The following is an 18120-nucleotide window of genomic DNA, read 5'->3' as shown; positions in this document are numbered from 1 at the left end:
CCCTTGCCGGCAACCTGCAGGCAATACTCCGCCCAGCCCGGCAGCATGCCGTAGCGCGGTGGGGTAATTCATCGGAATTGTCTTAAATGAGTAAAAGAGAGGGCCTGAATCAGCCTTGCAAGCTGGCCTGGGTAATCTGACTGCCCGGCGGCACACTGCGGGTAAGCCAGACATTGCCGCCTATGCTGGAACCACGCCCGATGGTGATGCGCCCCAGCACAGTGGCCCCGGCGTAAATCACCACATCGTCTTCCACGATGGGATGGCGCGGCTGGCCCTTGAGCAGGCTGCCATCCTCGCCCTGTTCGAAGCGTTTGGCACCCAGGGTGACGGCCTGATACAGCCGCACCCGCTCACCGATGACAGCGGTTTCGCCTATCACCACGCCAGTGCCGTGATCGATGAAGAAGCCGGCACCGATCTGCGCCCCAGGGTGAATGTCGATACCGGTTTCACCATGCGCGATTTCGGCGATGATGCGCGCTATCAGCGGCAGGCCTGCGCGATACAGCAGGTGCGCCAGGCGGTGATGCAGGATGGCGTTGATGCCGGGGTAGCACAGCAGGACTTCATCCACACTGCGCGCTGCCGGATCGCCTTGCCAGGCGGCGGTGATGTCGGCATCCAGCAGGCGGCGCTGATCGGGCAAGGCGGCAGCAAACTGCTGAACAATTGCCACCGACTGCGCCTCGCTGTCATCTGCCGACAAACCGTTCAAGCGGGCGCTGTAGCGCAGCTCCAGCACCACTTGCGCCGCCAGCGCATCCAGCGCCACCGCGAGGCTGTGACCGACAAAAAAGTCTTCGCTGCTGTCACGCAGTCCCGGCGGACCCAGCCGCATCGGAAACAGCGCGGCAGCCAGCGTAGCCACGATGTCGCGCAAGGCGGCACGAGACGGAAATTCTCTGGTGGAAAAATCCCGCAAGCGGCCCTGGCTTTGCCGCCAGTCGGCACGCGCCGCATGCAGGGCGCTGACTACGCTGTCCAGATGCCAGTCATGTACCACCGGCTGGGAGGGACCAAAGGGGCGGACCAGATCATTCATGGCTGTACTCGCTCTATCGTCAGTCGGGCCTGTGCCGGGTTTCAGTCTTGCTGCCAAGGCAGGTTCCAGTAGCGCCAGCCACCCACGTCACCACGCTGGTTCTGGCTGTCGAGGTCCCCTTCGAAACCTTCCAGCACGTTGTACACCTGGGTAAAGCCAGCCTTGGCAGCTGCCTCGGCCGCGGCGGCGGAACGCTTGCCACTGCGGCACAGCAGCACCACGATGCTGTCCTTGCCCCCGGTCTTGCTTTCCAGCTCGCGCAGGAAGCGCGGATTCTTGATCAGCGCCGTACCGGTCTGCCAGGCCACATGCAGCGAGCCTGGTACCTGGCCAACGAATTTGCGTTCTTCTGCGGTACGCACATCCACCAGCGTGGCCACACCGGCCTCCACTAGCGACCAGGCTTCCAGCGGGTAAAGCGCGCCGGTATAGGCAAGGCCGCTGTCTGCCGCACGCAGGCGGGCAATTTCCAGCAGCTCTTCGCTGGCACTGACTGCGTCGGTGGCACTGAGCTGATGGCCGCTAGGCCCGGCCTGGTTGGTATTCGGGGTGATGCTGGAGGTGGTGTTGGTGTGCAGTTGCGTCATCTTGGTCTCCCTGACTGGTGCCATCTGGCTTGCAGACCAATATACGCGGCAGCGTGCCGCTGACTAAGCAAGAAAAACTGCAGTGATTATGAAGAAAATAGATAACCATGCCGCTCTTATGGCATTTTCTGGCATAACAAAAAGAATCTTCATGTTCTGAGCAGGCAGGTGCTTACAAAACGATTGAAAGCAGGTAATGCATGGCTTGAAAAAACAAAAACGGGATGGCCGTAGCCATCCCGTCCGGGGCAGTCAGATCGTGCGCTTCAGGCTTAGAAAGCCGGAATCACCGCACCCTGGTACTTGGTTTCGATGAACTTCTTGGCTTCCGGGCTGTTCAGCGCAGCAGCCAGTTTCTTGATGGCGGCGCTGTCCTTGTTGTCCGGACGGGCTACCAGCAGGTTGGCATACGGCGAGGTGGTTTCGGTGAACAGGCCATCCTTCTTCGGGTTCAGCTTGGCTTCCAGCGCGTAGTTGGCGTTGATCAGCGCAACATCAACCTGATTCAGCACGCGCGGCAGGGTAGCAGCTTCCAGTTCCTTGATCTTGATGTTCTTCGGGTTGGACACGATGTCCTTGGTGGTCGGGTAGATGTTCTTGCGGTCCTTCAGCTTGATCACACCGCCCTGATCCAGCAGCAGCAGCGCACGGCCGGCATTGGTCGGGTCATTCGGGATGGCCACGGTAGCACCCTGCGGCAGGTCAGCCACTTTCTTGTACTTGCTGGAGTAAGCGGCAAACGGCTCGATGTGTACCGGCTTGGAAGCCACCACCAGATGGGTGCCACGGTCCTTGTTGAACTTGTCCAGGTACGGAATGTGCTGGAAGAAGTTGGCATCCAGCTGCTTTTCTTCTACCTGGGTGTTAGGCAGCACGTAGTCGTTGAACACCTTGACTTGCAGATCCACACCTTGCTTGGCCAGGGTGGGCTTCAGGGCTTCCAGCAGCTCGGCATGCGGTACCGGGGAAGCAGCAACAACCAGTTTTACATTCTCGGCGTGTACGGCCAGGGCGGCCACGCTCAGGCTCAGTGCAGCAAACAGCTTGGAAATGCGTTTCATCGTTTATTTCTCCAGATCAATGGGCAAAGGGGGTCCATACAGCCGGTCAGATCCGGCTGCACAGGGATTCACAACAAAGGGAATACAGTAATGTGCTGGCGGCTGAATCAGCCGAAGCGACAGCGGCGCACCAGGGCGTCGCCTGCGGTTTGCAGGGCTTGTACCAGCACCAGCAGCAGGGCCACGGTGACGATCATCACCTCGGTCTGGAAGCGCTGATAGCCGTAGCGGATGGCCAGATCGCCCAGACCGCCGCCGCCGATCACACCGGACATGGCGGTATAACCCACCAGCGCCACGGCGGTGACGGTAGCCGCGCCAATCAGACCGGGCATGGCTTCGGGCAGCAGTACCTTGAACACGATCTGCGGCAGCTTGGCCCCCATGGACTGGCTGGCTTCAATCACGCCACGGTCGATTTCGCGCAGCACGTTTTCCACCAGGCGGCCAAAGAAGGGAATGGCCCCCACCACCAGCGGCACGATGGCACCGGCCACGCCGATGGAGGTACCCACCAGCAACAGGGTGAGCGGAATCAGCACAATCAGCAAAATGACAAACGGCAGCGAGCGCAGCACGTTCACCAGGAAAGACAGCACCGCATACAGACGCGGGCGGGCGCGCAGCTGGCCCGGTGCGCTGATGTACAGCAGTACGCCCAGCGGCAGGCCGAAAACGATGGTAAACAGCAGGGACACGCCCAGCATGGTCAGGGTATCCAGGGTGGCGGTGCCGATTTCCGGCCAGTCCACCGTCAACAACAGGCTTGGGTCGAATCCGCTCATGCCAGCACCTCGCAACGTACACCCTCGCGGGCAAAAATCTCCGGCAAGGCCGGCAGTTCCACATCAGACGCCACCACGCCCACCAGCAGCTGGCCGCAAGGCGTGTCTCGGATTTCGCTCAAGGTGCCGCTGAGCAGGTTGACGCGCAGGCCGGTTTCGCGGCCCACCTTGTCCAGTACCGGGCTGAGCGTGGGTTCACCGACAAAGGTGAGCTTGAGCAGCGGCACGCCGATGCGCGCACGCCAGGCCTCCACCCGCTCGCCCTGACCAAAACCGGTTTCGGCCAGCAGGCTGCGGGTAACGGCATGCTGCGGTTGCAGGAACACGTCCAGCACGCTGCCCTTTTCCACCACCTTGCCGTGATCCATCACCGACACGTGATCGCACAGCTGGCGAATCACGCGCATGTCGTGGGTAATCAGCACGATGGTGAGATTGAGCTGACGGTTGATGTCGGCCAGCAGGGCCAGGATCGAATCGGTGGTTTCCGGGTCCAGTGCTGACGTTGCTTCGTCACACAGCAGCAGGTCCGGATGATTGGCCAGTGCACGGGCAATGCCCACGCGCTGCTTTTGCCCACCGGACAATTGCGACGGACGTTTGTCCTTGTGATCGGCCAGGCCCACCAGTTGCAGCAATTCGTCCACCCGCGCGTCCATTTGTGCCGGACTCAGGGTACCTGCCAGCTCCAGCGGGAAGCGCACATTGCCACCCACGGTGCGCGAGCGCAGCAGATTGAAATGCTGGAACACCATGCCGATGCGCTGGCGGCGCAGCTGCAGCTCGGCTTCCGGCAAGGCGGTGAGTTCCTGCTCGCCCAGTGTCACGGTGCCGCTATCCGGACGCTCCAGCAGGTTGAGGCAACGAATCAGGGTACTTTTACCGGCCCCCGAGCGGCCGATGATGCCGTAGATTTCTCCGGCAGCCACTTGCAGGCTAACATCGTCCAGTGCGGCAATGCGGCGACCTTCATGGCTGAAATGCTTGCTGAGATTGCGTACTTCTATCATACCGTCTGCGTTCTATCCCCTGCCCTGATCGGGCAGAAAGCGGGTGAGCGACGGGGGATAACCCGTCAGGAGTGGCAAGTCTAGCGGCTGCAAGCACAAACCAAAAATAATAAAAATTTCGTTGTATATCGTTTTGGAGAATATTGGATACAGAAAACTGCATGCGCTCATCCTCCGCCGCACGCCAGCGCGCAGCCAGCTTGCGGCGGAAGACAGGTGTCAGATCAGGCCAGCGTGGCGATCGACACTTCAGTGGATTTGACGAAGGCCACCACCGGCGAGCCCACCTTGAGCTGCAATTCGCGCACCGAACGGGTGGTGATCACCGAGGTGACAATGCCGGAGGCAGTTTCCACGTCAACTTCGGACAATACCGGTCCTTCGATGATTTCCTTGATCACGCCCTTGAACTGGTTGCGGACATTGATGGATTGAATGCTCATGATCTGCTTTCTGTGTAATGGAGTTACAAGGCCCAGTGCAGCTGCGAGAAATGCAGCGACGCGAGCGGTGTTTCATTGATAAGCGGCGCATTGAAGGAAGGCCCTTGCAGCACGCGTTGCAGGATGTGCTGCTCCAGCGCGACAAAGCGGCTATCAGCCGGGTCGCGGCTGCGTGGCAGCTCCACCGGCAAATCCAGCGCCACCCGGCCCTCTTCCAGCAGCACCACGCGGTCGGCCAGGGTCACGGCTTCGCTGACATCGTGCGTCACCAGCACCGTGGTGCAGCCATGCTGCTGCCACAAGCGCTCGATCAGGCCCTGCATTTCCAGCCGGGTGAGCGCATCCAGCGCGCCCAGGGGTTCGTCCAGCAACAGTAGCGAGGGCTGATGCACCAGCGCCCGCGCCAGTGCCACCCGCTGGCGCTGACCGCCGGACAGCCTGGCCGGCCATTCCTGCGCCCGGTCAGCCAGCCCTACTTCGGCCAAGGCCTGCTCGGCTTCGCCACGGCGGCTGGCCGGCAAACCCAGTGCCACATTGTCCAGCACGCTCTTCCACGGCAGCAGGCGGGCTTCCTGGAACATCACCCGCACGCTTTGCCCGGCCGGCTGCTGCAACAGGCCGCCATCGGCCTGATCCAGCCCGGCCAGCAAACGCAGCAAGGTGCTCTTGCCGCAACCGGAGCGGCCGACAATGGCCAGGAACTGACCTTGCGGAATGTGCAGGTCCAGCGCATCCAGCACCACGCGCTCGCCAAAGCGGCGGATAAGGCCTTGCAGCACGATGGGGCTGGCCGTCTTGAGATCATCCAGTTTCATCATGTTCTCCTCAGGCAGCCTTGAAATAGGACGGATGCCAGCGCAACCAGCGCTTTTCCAGCGCCCGGGCGGCCACATCCACCACCTTGCCCAGTGCGGCATACAGCAGGATGGACAGCACCACGATGTCGGTTTGCAGGAATTCCCGCGCATTGGATGCCAGATAACCGATGCCGCTGGTGGCAGACAGGGTTTCCGCCACGATCAGGATGATCCAGGCAATGCCCAGTGCGTAGCGGATGCCCACCAGAATGGACGGCAAGGCACCGGGTAGCACCACCTGACGGAACAGGGCATTACCGCTCAGTCCATAGCTGCGCGCCATTTCCAGCAGCTGCGGGTCCAGCGAGCGAATGCCGTGATAGGTGTTCAGGTAGACCGGGAACAATACCCCGAAGGCCACCAGGAACACCTTGGCGGACTCATCAATGCCGAACCACAGAATCACCAAGGGCAGGATGGCCAGCGGCGGGATATTGCGCAGCATCTGCAAGGTGGTATCGAACAATGCCTCGCCCAGCCGGGATACCCCGGCCAGCAGGCCGAATGCCAGACCAAGGCCGGCACCGATGACAAAACCACTGGCCACGCGGCCAAAACTGACCGCCAGATGACGGAACAGGTCGCCACTGCTGAGTAATTGCCAGAAGGCCACCAGCACTTCGGTGGGTGCGGGCAGAACCCGGTGGTTCAGCCAGCCGGCCACGAGGCCAGCTGCCAGAACAGCAGCAACAGGATGGGCACCAGCCAGGGCAGCAAACGCTGCCACAGGCCTTGTGCCAATGCATGTGTACGTGACATGGGCATGCTCCTCAGGAGGCCGCCGCCTGGCGGATTTCATTGGGCAACAGCTGGTTGGCCATCACCTCGCCTGCCGGTTGCTGGCCGATACTGGCCTTGAGACGGTCCGGCAGATGCGGGAACAGCAGCTCGGCCACACGGTAGGCCTCGTCCAGATGCGGGTAACCGGAGAACACGAAGGTTTCGATGCCCAGCTCGGCGTATTCCTGCATGCGTGCTGCCACGGTGGGGCCATCGCCCACCAGCGCCGTGCCTGCGCCGCCGCGCACCAGACCGATGCCCGCCCACAGATTGGGCGAGATTTCCAGCTTGTCGCGGCTGCCGCCATGCAGCGCAGCCATGCGGCGCTGGCCTTCCGAATCGGCACGTGCCAGGGTTTTCTGCGCATTGGCAATGGTGGCGTCATCCAGACGGCTGATCAGCCGGTCGGCTGCAGCCCAGGCTTCCTCATTGGTTTCGCGCACGATGATGTGCAGGCGGATGCCAAAGCGCACCGTGCGGCCCAGTTTTGCGGCCCGCGCCCGCACATCGGCAATCTTCTTGGCCACTTCCGCTGGCGGCTCGCCCCAGCTGAGGTAGACATCCACATGCTCGGCCGCCAGATCATGCGCGGCATCGGACGAGCGCCAAAGTACAGTGGCGGATAAGGCTTGCTCACCGGCGGATACAGCAACTGGGCATCGTTCACCTTGATGTGCTTGCCGTCCAGATTCACCTTGTCACCGGCCAGCACACCCTTCCAGATATGTAGGAATTCGCTGGCGGCTTCGTAGCGCTCGTCGTGACTGAGCCAGCTGCCATCACCGGCCAGCTCCACCGGGTCGCCCCCGGCCACCACATTCACCAGCAAGCGGCCTTGCGACAGGCGGTCAAAGCTGGAGGCCATGCGCGCGGCCACCGTGGGCGACATGATGCCGGGGCGCACTGCCACCAGGAATTTCAGCTTGCGCGTGGCCGGAATCAGCGTGGCGGCGGTCACCCACGGGTCTTCGCAAGAACGGCCGGTGGGAATCAGCGCGCCATCAAAACCCAGGCTGTCTGCCGCGCGGGCAATCTGGGTGAGGTAGTCCAGGTCCACGGTGCGTGCCCCTTCCGGGCTGCCCAGATAACGTCCGTCACCATGGGTGGGGAAAAACCAGAAAATCTGCATGTCCATTATTCCTGTCTTGTTCTTTGCTTGTTCTTGAATTGCGCTCAGGGCTTCCACACCGCGTCCTGCACCTTGATGGCCTTGGGAATCAGGCCCAGTGCGTGGAAGGTATCGGCCACTTGCTGTTGCTGCTGGATGGTTTTGGCGTTGACATAGCTGACGCTGTAGTCCGGGTGACGGCTGAGCATGGCGGCATAGGTTTCCGCTTCCAGTCCGGTGTAGCCGGACAGGGTTTTGGCTACTTGCTGCACATCGCCACGCAGCTGTTTGTTGTTGTCGGTCAGCGCCTTGAACACGATGGCAATCACCTTGGGGTTGGCCTGGGCAAAGTCACGTGCCGCCAGATAGAAGGTGTTGTTGGCACTCAGGCCCTTGCCGGTGGACAGCACCCGCACACCACCGCGCGGGTGGCCGCGGCGTAGTACGGGTCCCAGATGCTCCAGGCATCCACGCTGCCACGCTCGAAGGCGGCACGCGCCTCGGACGGTGTCAGGTAAACCGGGGTGATGTCGCTGTACTGCAAGCCGGTCTTTTTCAGTGCAGCCACCGTCAGGTAGTGCGCACTGGAGCCCTTGGTAAAGGCCACACGCTTGCCCTTGAGATCGGCCAGCTTCTTGATGGGCGATCCGGCGGGCAGCAGGATGGCGGAGGATTCCGGCTTGGAAGGTTCCTGGCCGATATACACGATATTGGCCCCGGCAGCCTGGGCGAATACCGGCGGCGAATCGCCGGTCATGCCGATGCTGACACTGCCGGCATTCATGGCTTCCAGAATCGGCGGGCCGGCCTGGAACTCATACCATTTCACCGTCACGCCCAGCGGTGCCAGCTGTTTTTCCAGCGTGCCTTGTGCTTTGAGCGAAACCAGATTGATAGCGCTTTTCTGGTAGCCCACGTTCAGGTCCAGCGCGAGGGCTGCCAGCGACCAGCCCGCCAGCACGGCAAGGCCCAGCGTTTTTTTCAGGATAGATACAGTCATGATGAAGTCCGGAATTACAGGCTGATCAGCCGGGAAATGAAATCGTTGGCATAGCGCGGGGCATGCGGGGCCGGGGCATTCACCCCCAGCAGGGCGGCAAACTCATGCACGGCGGTTTGCAGGCGCTGTTCCAGCTCCTCGGCCAGTTCGGCCTCGCCATTGGCATTGGCTCCAATCTGCGACTCCACCGCATACACGCCCTGATGGATGGCGCTGGCCTTGAGCGCTGCCAGTACCGGCTTGATGGAGTAATCCACCGCCAGCAAATGGCCGGGGCTGCCGCCGCTTACCAGCGGCAACACCGGCTTGCCGGCGAGGCCGCCTTCGGGAATCAGGTCCAGCAGCACCTTGAGCGCACCGGCATAAGCCGCCTTGTACACCGGGGTGGCGATGATCAGCCCGCTGGCCGCACCGACCCGCTGCTGGAATTCCTGGATTTGCGGATGGGAAAACTGGCCATGCAATAGTGCATCGGCCGGAAAGTCGTGAATGCTGATGGTTTGCAGCTCGATATCCAGTGCAGTCAGCGCAACGCGGCTGCGCTCGATCAGGCGCGCTGTGCGCGAGGTTTTACTGGGGCTGCCGAGAATGGCGAGAACGGTCATGGGTGGGTTTTCCGCAGTGCGTCATGGCAATGGACTGCACCTTAGCAGAGCTGTTTTATATCCATAAGCAAGAAAAAACGAACTTGTTATCAGCAAAAATGCTTATGGAAAATGCAGATATGCTTTGCCGTAAAACCGCGCATGGTCAGCGGGGCCAAGAGGGAGCAAGAGATGAAAAAAGCCAGCCCACAAGGGACTGGCTTTGCCAGACAGGACTGCTTGACGCGTCTTCAGTGCTGAAGACGCAACCCCTTGCAGGACAAGGGGCCGTGCAGGCTTACATCTGGAAGGAGCGGAACTTGTCCTGCAAACCGGCGGCCAGCCGGTCCAGCTCGGCCAGCGTATCCGTAGCATTCTGCAGGTCGGCCTCGGACTTTTGCATGCGGCCGGTCATTTGCTCGGCACTTTGTGCCATGGACGTGGTGGCCGATTGCTCTTCGCTGGTGGACAGGGCAATTTCTTCCATCTTACGCCTTACCGTTTCCATGTTCTGCTGGATGGAGGCAATCTTCAGCGCCGCCTGCTCGGAGCAAGTCGAACCGGCGTGGGTGGATTCCAGCGTCTGCTTCATGTCGCTGACCGCGGCATTGGTTTGCGCCTGCATGCTTTCGGTCATCCGGGCAATCTGCTGGGTGGCGCTGCCTGGTGCGCTCGGCCAGCTTGCGCACCTCGTCGGCCACCACGGCAAAGCCGCGGCCCTGTTCGCCGGCACGTGCTGCCTCGATAGCCGCATTCAAGGCCAGCAGATTGGTCTGGTCGGAAATATCCTTGATCACACCGGTGATGCCGCTGATCTGCTGCGAGCTCTTGCTGAGTTCTTCCAGCAGGGTGGACAGGCTTTCCACATCGCGCGCGGACTGGCCGGCCTTCTGTGCCACTTCGGCTACGGTCTCGGCAGATTCACCGGACAACTGGTTGGTATCCTTCACCAGGTTGTCCGCTTCGTTGGCGTTGTCGGCAATGTGCGAAATGCTGACGGTGATCTGTTCGATGGTGGCGGCATTGCTGGAGCTTTGGTCGGCCAGCGCACGGAAATCATCGGACATGGTGGCCAGCACCTGGTTGACGCTGTGCACGCCGTCCGTCAGCCGGGCCGCTTCGGTACGGATATCCAGGAACAGGCGGCGCAGGTTTTCCAGGAAGGTATTGAAATGCGCTGCGGTTTCGCTGATTTCATCATTGCCATCCAGCTGGATGCGACGGGTCAGGTCACCGCCACCCTGAGCTATTTCCTGCATCAGCACATTGATGCGGCGAATACCCGAGGTAATGCCATTGGACATGGCATAGGCCAGGATAATGGCCAACACGGTAAAGGCCAGGCCAACCAGGCCCACTTGCAGCATCAGCTGATGGGCACTGGACAGGATTTCGCTGCGCTCGATCACTGCCACGATCTTCCAGCCGCCACGCGAAGCGGCCAGTACCTTGCCCTCTTTTTCCACCCCGTTCAGGGTGTAGCGGAAGGTTTCCTTGTTGTTCTTGACCGCCTCGGTCAACTCCGGAATGTTCAGGCTGTCGACATTCTTGGCAATCAGGTCTTTCAGCTTGGGATGGGTCAGCACCGTGCCATCGCGTTCCACCAGAAAGATATAACCGGTGTCGCCAATCCTGATGGCATCCATGATTTCCGACAGATGCTTGAGGGAAATGTCGATGCCGCTGGCGAACTCCACATTACCGGCGGTATCGGTATAGGCCTTCACCACGGCAGTGACATTCTCACCACTGGTGGAGCGATAAGCCTTGGCGATGGTGGCCTTGCCCTTGTTGTACACCGCATCGGCGTACCAGGGGCGCTTGCGCGGGTCGTAACCGGCCTTCACCGTGCCGGTGTCGCTGGTGATGAAGCCGCCAAACCTGGTGCCCATGTATAGCTCGACATAGTCCGGGTGGGTGGCGCTGATCAGGCTGAAGTGGTTGAACAGGCCCTGCTCCAGCGGCGCACGGCTCAGGGTTTTCAGTTCGGTGACCGCGCTTTTGTCGGCATAGGACGTGATGCTGGCATCCACCTTGTGTACTGCCGGCTGGCTCATCATTTCCAGGTTGAGCGTGGCATTATCCAGCAGGATGGAAATGACGTTGTCCACCTGATGCAACTCGCCGTCGGCACGGGCCAGGAAGTCCTGCTCCGATTTCTGGGTAACCGAATAATTGATCAGCATGATAATGCTGATAATGGGAACAATGACCAAGGCTGCCGAGGTAAGGAACAGTTTTTTCCTGATTCCTCCGCCAAACAATGCTGACACTGCCATACCACCTCCATTTATTATGTTTGCATTCGTGTCACCGCACGAATTTGCGCACAGTATTCCGCATGTCATCGATACTGACCAGTGCATTTTCCAAGCAGGCCGCAGACAGCTGGCTGATCAGGATCAAGCGTGCATCATCCGGCATGGCAGCATGTCTCGGCTGAATGGCATTTTTTTGCCGAAATGCACAATTTTCTTGCGCATTAAAAAAGGCGTGCTTGCGCACGCCTTTTTGCTGGAACTGCAATATTCTCAATCAGTCACGCTTCACTGTCGCCAATGCAGGCTGGTGATGACGGCCGAGATTGAACATCTTGTACACCACCGACACCGCCAGCAACAGGCCGGTACCGACAAACAGCGATACGCGGGTATCCGGGTTCACCAGCATGCCGAACAGCACGCACACCAGGAAGGCAATGGTCAGCCAGTTGGTGAAGGGGAACAGGATGGACTTGAACGGGTGGCTGTGCATCTTTTCGCTGTGCGCCAGGCGGAAACGGGCCTGACACAGCAGGACAACAAACCAGGGCACCATGCCCGGCAATACGCTGGCGCTGTACACGTACACGAATACACGTTCCGGATTCGGGATGATGTAGTTGAGTGCGGAACCCAGGCCGATGCAGGCAATGGTCACCCAGATGGCGTTGACCGGCACCCCACCCTTGGACACCTTGCCCAGGAAAGACGGCAACTGCTTGTTCTGCGCCAGGGTATACAGCATGCGGCCACAGCTGTAGATGCCGCTATTGCAGCCGGACAGCGCGGCAGTCAGCACCACGAAGTTGATGACACCCGCTGCGGCGGCAATGCCCACCTTGGCAAAGGTCAGCACGAAGGGGCTGCCGCTGGTGCCGATCTGGTTCCACGGATAAATGGCCACGATCACGAAGATGGCACCGACATAGAAAATCAGGATGCGCCAGATGATGTTGTTGATGGCACGCTTGAGGGTGACTTGCGGGTCCTTGGCTTCACCAGCGGTAATGCCGACCAGTTCCACACCCTGATATGCGGCCACCACCAGACAGAGCGCAAACAAAAAGCCCTTGGCCCCACCGGCAAAGAAGCCGTCATGCGCGGTAAGGTTGCCAAAGCCGACTGCCGGCATGTCACCGCCACCCACCAGGATCAGCTTCAGGCCCACCAGAATCATCACCACGATGGTGGAGATCTTGATCAGGCCGAACCAGAACTCGAACTCGCCGTACAAACGTACCGCCAGCAGGTTGGAGGCCGCCAGAATGGCGACAAAGGCAATGGCCGGCACCCACTGCGGCACGGTGGGGAACCAGTACTGCACATACACCCCGGCTGCGGTGATTTCCGAAATGCCCACGGCAATCCACATCAGCCAGTAAGCCCAGGCAGTGAGGTAGCCCCAGTAGGGGCTGAGGTATTTGTAAGCGTAATGGGCAAAGGAGCCTGCCACCGGCTCGGTGTGCAGCATCTCGCCCATGGTGCGCATGATGAAGAAAATGAAGACCCCGGCAATGGCATACGCCAGCAAGACCGAAGGCCCCGTCCATTTCAGCGTGCTGGCCGAGCCCATGAACAGACCGACACCGATTGTCCCGCCAAGGGCAATCAGTTCGATATGTCGTGCCTCAAGCCCGCGCTGCAGCTTTTTGTCACTCTGATTTTCTGACACGATTTTTATTCCCGTTGGTTTCACATATTTATCGAATATCCAATCCTGACGCTTATTCTGACAAACGCGGATTGCTTATTCTTTGATCTGACTACGGGACAATGCTAAACCCTTCATTTCACTGTCGCAATAAAGGGAATCCCCTTTAAAACAAGGGAAAATTTGCAATTCGGAAACCCGAACAACAAAAACGGTATTTATTCGGTTATTCGAATACCAATTCGCAACAAACAAACAATTAATATCAGCCAAATGATTAATCATGTCGCAAATGCATAAATAAGCTCACCAACAAAATTTACATGTCACCAGACAAACTGGCCGCTTGCACAGTGGCATTCCTGCCCTGCTCCACCTCACGCCCTGCTTGCCATGACAGCTCCCGCAGCGGCCTTTGCGATGCTGCGCCACAGCAAGGTGGTCTGGCTTTGCGAGTTATTACTTTCAATACGCATTTTCGTTACCCATAATGGATAATTGCTCGCAACCCCAGGCAGGGCGGACCCGACGTATGGAAAAACTGCTCGCGGATTTACTGCAAACCTCTCCCATCGGCATTGCGGTGCTGGACAGCCAGCTGCGCTATGTCCACATCAACCGCCAGCTGGCCGATTCCAATGGCCTGAGCCCGGAAGAGCATATCGGCCGCACCCCGCGTGACGTGCTGCCCGATGTCGGCCCCGGGCTGGAAGACATCATGCGCACGGTGATGGCCAGCGGCCTTGCCGAGTGCAATTTCGAAGCCAGCGCCGAAATCCCCCCCGGTTCGGGCTGCATCACCTACTGGAATGCCAGCTACCACCCGCGCTTTGACAAGCAGGGCGAGCCTTGCGGCATCATCGCCATGGTGGAGGATGTCTCGCTGAAAAAGCGGGCCGAACTGGCCATCCGTGCCAGCAACGAGCGCATCCGCAAGGTGCTGGATGCCTTGTTCACCTTTGTCGGGGTACTGAGTACCGATGGCGTACTGGAGGAAGCCAACCGTGCGCCGCTGGAACAGGCCGGGCTGGAACTGGCCGACGTACAGGGCAAACTGTTCTGGGAGTGTTACTGGTGGAACCACGACCCTTTGGTGCAAAGCGAGCTGCAACAGGCCATTACCCGTGCTGCCGGAGGCGAAACCGTGCGCTACGACGTGGTGGTGCGCATGAAAAACGACAGCCGCATGGTCATCGACTTCATGCTGCGCCCCTTGCAGGATGAAAACGGCGTCATCAGCAACCTGATTGCCTCCGGCATCGACATTACCGCGCGCAAGCAAAACGAACTGGCGCTGCAAATCAGTGAAACCTATTTCCGTGAGGTGGTGGAATCCACGCCGGACGGACTGATGATGGTGGATCAGCACGGCGTCATCCGCCTGATCAACACCCGCATGGAGCAGCTGTTCGGTTACAGCCGGCGCGAGCTGGTGGGGGAACAACTGTCCAGCCTTCTGCCGGATGATTTTCGCGCCACTCACAACAGCTATGTCACGCAGTTCTTTACCGCACCACAAGCCCGCGGCATGGCCAATCGCAAACCCCTCTTTGCCCTGCGGCGTGACGGTTCGCAGTTTCCCTGTGAAATCGGCCTCAACCCGATGCGGGTGGGCGATGAAGTGCTGACGCTGGCCTGCATTTCCGACGTTTCCGAGCGCTACTATGCCAAGCTGGAACTGGAAAAGGCCCTGCAGGAAAAAACCGTGCTGCTGGGCGAAGTGCATCACCGGGTGAAGAATAATCTGCAGGTGATTTCCAGCCTGCTGAACCTGCAAGCACGCACCGCCACCCCGGATGCCAACAAGGCCTTGCTGGACAGCCAGAACCATGTGCGATCGATGGCGCTGATTCACCAATTGCTGTATGAGCGCAATGATTTTTCACGGATTCCGATGTCGGTCTACATAGAAAGACTGACCCATCTGCTGCGCGACGTCAGCACCGGCTACGGCAACCATATTGCCTTCGTGTTCGAGCGCACCGGCCCCGAGGCCTTTCTGGAACTGCAAAACAGCATTCCCTTTGGCCTGATCCTCAATGAAATCGTGGTCAATGCCTGCAAGCACGCCTTCACGCACGGCCAGCCCGGTCAGGTGAAAATCCACATGAATACCGAACAGCAGGTACAGCTGCAGATTCGTGACAACGGGCGCGGCTGCCCGCCCGGCGTGTCACTGGGGCATGCCAACACGCTTGGCTTTCAGTTATTGCCCATGCTGACCGAACAGCTGAAAGCCACATTGACACTGGAAACCGCACCGGATCAAGGCTGCTGTTTCACCTTGACCATTCCAGACCTTATCCGGGAGTAAAGGCATGGCTTACCGCATCCAGATTGTCGAAGACGAACGCATTGTCGCGCTGGACCTGAAAATGGCGCTGCAAAGCCTGGGTTTTGATGTGGTCGCCAGTTGCGCGTCCGGTGAGGAAGCCATCGCACGTGCCGGGGAACTCAAGCCTGACCTCATCCTGATGGACATTCATCTGGAAGGAAGCATGCCGGGTACCGAAGCCGCGCTCATCATCCGCCAGACGCTGGACATCCCGGTGATCTACCTGACTGCCTTTGCCGAGGAAAACATCCTGCAGCAGGCAGAAAAAAGTGCGCCCTATGGCTATCTGCTCAAGCCCTTCGAGCTGCGCGAACTCAATGCCACCATCCGCATGGCGCTGGCCTGCCGCATGGCCGAGATAGAAGTCCACAAACAGCAAAGACTGCTGATGCTGGCAGTGGAAACCGCCCAGCTGGGCATCTGGGAATGGGACCAGCAACAATCGCTGTTCACCGGCCAGGGCTACTTCGGCAAGATTACCGGCCTTGACATGGCACCGCGCCAGGAAAAAGTGCCGCCCTTCCTGCGCCTGCTGGAACATGCCGACCAAAGCCGGCTGAACCAGCTGCTGAAAGACCGTGGCCGGGTGGACATGATCACCACCATCACCCCGGACGATGGCGATTCGGTATGGGTGGAAATGTCGGTGCAGGAATACGAGCCGCAATGGCAGGAAAGCGCCAAGCAGATTGGCGTGCTGCGTGACATTACCGAACGCATCAAGTCCGAACAGCTGTTGCAACAGGCCGGTGCGGTATTCCAGTCCACCGCCGAAGGCATTGTGGTGGTGGACAGCGACCGGCTGGTGAAGTCGGCCAACCCGGCTTTTCTGCGCCTGACCGGCTTCAGCCTGATGGAAATCCTGGGACAGGACATCGACGAGGTATTGCATGTCAAAAAGCACACGCCGGACTTCTACCAGGGGCTGAGCCAGCTGGGCGAAGCAGGCTGGCATGGCGAGGTGATGTGCCGCCGCAAGAATGGCGAAACCTTTCCCGCCTGGGAGCATATCTGCCTGGTGTCCTACGACCTGGAGCTGCCCGCCCATTACATCATCGGCTGTACTGATGTCAGCTCCATCAAGAAGGCCGAGATCGAACTGAACCGCATGGCGTTTCATGACGCCCTCACCGACCTTGGCAATCGCCACTTGCTGAACGAACAGCTGGCCATCGAACTGACGCGGGCAGCCGGGGATGGCAGCCAGATGGGACTGGTGTTCATCGACCTGGATGGCTTCAAGCTGATCAACGACGGCCTGGGTCATGCCACCGGCGACCAGCTGCTGAAGGTGGTGGCACAGCGCATCCGCGACACCATCCGCCGGGCAGACATCCCGGTGCGTTTTGGCGGCGATGAGTTCTTCATCATCTGCCCGCACAGCAGCGAGCAGGACTGCACCAGCATGGCCAGCCGCCTGCTGGAAAAACTGGAACAACCCATGCCGGCGGGCAAGGACAATATCGTGGTGACCGCCAGCATCGGCATTGCCCTGTATCCGCAACATGGCAGCAGCGCCGAAAAACTGCTCAGTGCCGCCGACAGCGCCATGTATCAGGCCAAGCTGGCCGGCAAGCGGCGCTACTGCACCTTTAATGAGTCCATGGCGGAAAAAGTGCACGAACGACTGCGGCTGGAACAGCGCCTGCGCCAGGCAGTGAAACAGCGCAGCTTCACCCTGCACTACCAGCCCTTGATCCGGGTGGATGACGCCAGCCTGATCGGCTTTGAAGCCCTGCTGCGCTGGCAGGACGAAGGGGTGAACATTCCGCCCGACCTGTTCATTCCGGTGGCGGAAGAATGCGGGCTGATCCAGGAGCTGGGCAGCTGGGTGCTGCAACAGGCCTGCATTGAAGCGCAGCGCTGGAATGAGCGCTTTCACTATCCGCTGAAAGTGGCGGTGAATGTATCGGTGATGCAGTTTGTCGAATCAGACTTCCTGGAGGGCGTGGCCCGCGAACTGCAACACAGCGGCCTGCAGCCGCACTTGCTGGAACTGGAAATCACCGAGAGCGTGTTGCAGTCACTGGAAAACAGCAAGCGCATCCTGAAAGACCTCAAGCGCATTGGTGTATCGGTGGCGATTGACGACTTTGGCACCGGCTACTCGTCCATGGCAGTACTGAAAGACCTGGCGGTGGACCGGCTGAAGATCGACCGCTCCTTCATTTGCAATACACCGGCTCAGACGCAGGATGCCGCCGTATGCAAGGCCATCATCATGCTGGCACGTAGCCTGATGCTGGGCATCACCGCCGAAGGGGTGGAGGAAAGCGCGCAGGTGGAGTTTCTGCGCGACAACGGCTGCGACACCATTCAGGGCTATTACTACGCCAAGCCACTGGATGCCGCAGCGCTGGAACGCTACCTGCAACAGGCTTTCAGCGCCGGGCAGGCCAGCACGGCCAAGCCCGACAGCTGACACCTCCCAGGCAGTTTACTCGGCAGCCATTCCATTCAATCCCGATCTCCCTGCCCTTACCCTGCCATTTGAATAAGGCAGCTTCGCTTTCATTTCAGCAAGCGAGAAGGGTTTGTCAAAAATGAGGACTGGCCCTTGCCAGCCGTTTTTCATGGCGATGTCAATTGATGTAAATACCGGTAAAGCAGCTC

Annotated in this window: 17 protein-coding genes and 2 pseudogenes; 2 read left to right on the top strand and 17 right to left on the bottom strand. The window is 59.7% G+C overall.

What is annotated here, in order from left to right:
- Positions 1–109 precede the first annotated feature (109 nt).
- From epsC to AWT75_RS10800, 17 genes and pseudogenes are all read right to left on the bottom strand, one after another.
- On the bottom strand, positions 110–1045 hold the full coding sequence (gene epsC, locus AWT75_RS10875) for a serine O-acetyltransferase EpsC (protein WP_062789154.1): 936 nt from the start codon (positions 1043–1045) through the stop codon (positions 110–112).
- Positions 1046–1086: 41 nt separating this feature from the next.
- Entirely contained in the window at positions 1087–1632 is a 546-nt protein-coding gene (locus AWT75_RS10870) for a rhodanese-like domain-containing protein (RefSeq protein ID WP_045844951.1), read from the bottom strand.
- A gap of 272 nt (positions 1633–1904) precedes the next feature.
- On the bottom strand, positions 1905–2693 hold the full coding sequence (locus tag AWT75_RS10865) for a MetQ/NlpA family ABC transporter substrate-binding protein (protein WP_153013299.1): 789 nt from the start codon (positions 2691–2693) through the stop codon (positions 1905–1907).
- A 107-nt stretch (positions 2694–2800) separates the two neighbouring features.
- Complete coding sequence (locus tag AWT75_RS10860; RefSeq protein WP_045844950.1) at positions 2801–3478, bottom strand: methionine ABC transporter permease; 678 nt, start codon at positions 3476–3478, stop codon at positions 2801–2803.
- Positions 3475–3705 carry an NIL domain-containing protein gene (locus AWT75_RS23835; protein WP_374556928.1) on the bottom strand — a complete coding sequence of 77 codons (231 nt, stop codon included), beginning with the start codon at positions 3703–3705 and terminating at the stop codon, positions 3475–3477. Before AWT75_RS23835 ends, AWT75_RS10860 begins: the two co-directional genes overlap by 4 nt.
- Before the next feature lie 51 nt (positions 3706–3756).
- Positions 3757–4488, bottom strand: a pseudogene (locus tag AWT75_RS10855) (methionine ABC transporter ATP-binding protein); the annotation flags it as partial.
- 224 nt (positions 4489–4712) lie between these two features.
- A complete protein-coding gene (locus AWT75_RS10850) occupies positions 4713–4931 on the bottom strand; it encodes a TOBE domain-containing protein (protein WP_045844948.1) in 219 nt (72 codons plus the stop codon).
- Between the two features lie 23 nt (positions 4932–4954).
- A complete protein-coding gene (locus AWT75_RS10845) occupies positions 4955–5749 on the bottom strand; it encodes an ATP-binding cassette domain-containing protein (protein ID WP_062789153.1) in 795 nt (264 codons plus the stop codon).
- A 7-nt stretch (positions 5750–5756) separates the two neighbouring features.
- A complete protein-coding gene (gene ssuC / locus AWT75_RS10840) occupies positions 5757–6452 on the bottom strand; it encodes an aliphatic sulfonate ABC transporter permease SsuC (protein WP_239689551.1) in 696 nt (231 codons plus the stop codon).
- A gap of 106 nt (positions 6453–6558) precedes the next feature.
- A pseudogene (gene ssuD, locus AWT75_RS10835) lies at positions 6559–7697 on the bottom strand (FMNH2-dependent alkanesulfonate monooxygenase).
- 44 nt (positions 7698–7741) lie between these two features.
- Positions 7742–8086: a type 2 periplasmic-binding domain-containing protein gene (locus tag AWT75_RS22860; RefSeq protein WP_062789152.1), complete on the bottom strand. Its 345-nt coding sequence runs from the start codon at positions 8084–8086 to the stop codon at positions 7742–7744.
- Entirely contained in the window at positions 8062–8676 is a 615-nt protein-coding gene (locus tag AWT75_RS10825) for an aliphatic sulfonate ABC transporter substrate-binding protein (protein WP_062789151.1), read from the bottom strand. Before AWT75_RS10825 ends, AWT75_RS22860 begins: the two co-directional genes overlap by 25 nt.
- 14 nt (positions 8677–8690) lie before the next feature.
- On the bottom strand, positions 8691–9281 hold the full coding sequence (gene ssuE / locus AWT75_RS10820) for an NADPH-dependent FMN reductase (RefSeq protein ID WP_059285565.1): 591 nt from the start codon (positions 9279–9281) through the stop codon (positions 8691–8693).
- Positions 9282–9558: 277 nt separating this feature from the next.
- Positions 9559–9747 (bottom strand): hypothetical protein, encoded by a 189-nt coding sequence (locus tag AWT75_RS21680; protein WP_062789150.1) that lies wholly within the window; start codon positions 9745–9747, stop codon positions 9559–9561.
- Position 9748: 1 nt separating this feature from the next.
- On the bottom strand, positions 9749–11446 hold the full coding sequence (locus AWT75_RS10810) for a methyl-accepting chemotaxis protein (protein WP_161937743.1): 1698 nt from the start codon (positions 11444–11446) through the stop codon (positions 9749–9751).
- Between the two features lie 124 nt (positions 11447–11570).
- Positions 11571–11765: a hypothetical protein gene (locus AWT75_RS10805; RefSeq protein WP_153013297.1), complete on the bottom strand. Its 195-nt coding sequence runs from the start codon at positions 11763–11765 to the stop codon at positions 11571–11573.
- A 30-nt stretch (positions 11766–11795) separates the two neighbouring features.
- Positions 11796–13193 carry an amino acid permease gene (locus tag AWT75_RS10800; protein WP_045844944.1) on the bottom strand — a complete coding sequence of 466 codons (1398 nt, stop codon included), beginning with the start codon at positions 13191–13193 and terminating at the stop codon, positions 11796–11798.
- A 511-nt stretch (positions 13194–13704) separates the two neighbouring features.
- Here AWT75_RS10800 and AWT75_RS10795 point away from each other — a divergent pair.
- Entirely contained in the window at positions 13705–15486 is a 1782-nt protein-coding gene (locus tag AWT75_RS10795) for a PAS domain S-box protein (RefSeq protein WP_062789147.1), read from the top strand.
- A 4-nt stretch (positions 15487–15490) separates the two neighbouring features.
- Positions 15491–17929 (top strand): two-component system response regulator, encoded by a 2439-nt coding sequence (locus AWT75_RS10790; protein WP_062789146.1) that lies wholly within the window; start codon positions 15491–15493, stop codon positions 17927–17929.
- The last annotated feature ends 191 nt before the right edge of the window (positions 17930–18120 follow it).

The sequence above is a fragment of the Aquitalea pelogenes genome (assembly GCF_001515305.1).
GTDB lineage: Bacteria > Pseudomonadota > Gammaproteobacteria > Burkholderiales > Chromobacteriaceae > Aquitalea > Aquitalea pelogenes.
Note: the sequence above shows the minus strand (reverse complement) of the source record. Positions and strands in the feature narration are given on the sequence as shown.

Excerpts from the sequence above, each read along its gene's own strand:
- epsC (WP_062789154.1), bottom strand. The coding sequence starts at position 1,045 with ATGAATGATCTGGTCCGCCCCTTTGGTCCCTCCCAGCCGGTGGTACAT.
- AWT75_RS10870 (WP_045844951.1), bottom strand. The coding sequence starts at position 1,632 with ATGACGCAACTGCACACCAACACCACCTCCAGCATCACCCCGAATACC.
- AWT75_RS10865 (WP_153013299.1), bottom strand. The coding sequence starts at position 2,693 with ATGAAACGCATTTCCAAGCTGTTTGCTGCACTGAGCCTGAGCGTGGCC.
- AWT75_RS10860 (WP_045844950.1), bottom strand. The coding sequence starts at position 3,478 with ATGAGCGGATTCGACCCAAGCCTGTTGTTGACGGTGGACTGGCCGGAA.
- AWT75_RS10850 (WP_045844948.1), bottom strand. The coding sequence starts at position 4,931 with ATGAGCATTCAATCCATCAATGTCCGCAACCAGTTCAAGGGCGTGATC.
- AWT75_RS10845 (WP_062789153.1), bottom strand. The coding sequence starts at position 5,749 with ATGATGAAACTGGATGATCTCAAGACGGCCAGCCCCATCGTGCTGCAA.
- AWT75_RS10825 (WP_062789151.1), bottom strand. The coding sequence starts at position 8,676 with ATGACTGTATCTATCCTGAAAAAAACGCTGGGCCTTGCCGTGCTGGCG.
- ssuE (WP_059285565.1), bottom strand. The coding sequence starts at position 9,281 with ATGACCGTTCTCGCCATTCTCGGCAGCCCCAGTAAAACCTCGCGCACA.
- AWT75_RS21680 (WP_062789150.1), bottom strand. The coding sequence starts at position 9,747 with ATGGAAGAAATTGCCCTGTCCACCAGCGAAGAGCAATCGGCCACCACG.
- AWT75_RS10810 (WP_161937743.1), bottom strand. The coding sequence starts at position 11,446 with ATGCTGATCAATTATTCGGTTACCCAGAAATCGGAGCAGGACTTCCTG.
- AWT75_RS10795 (WP_062789147.1), top strand. The coding sequence starts at position 13,705 with ATGGAAAAACTGCTCGCGGATTTACTGCAAACCTCTCCCATCGGCATT.
- AWT75_RS10790 (WP_062789146.1), top strand. The coding sequence starts at position 15,491 with ATGGCTTACCGCATCCAGATTGTCGAAGACGAACGCATTGTCGCGCTG.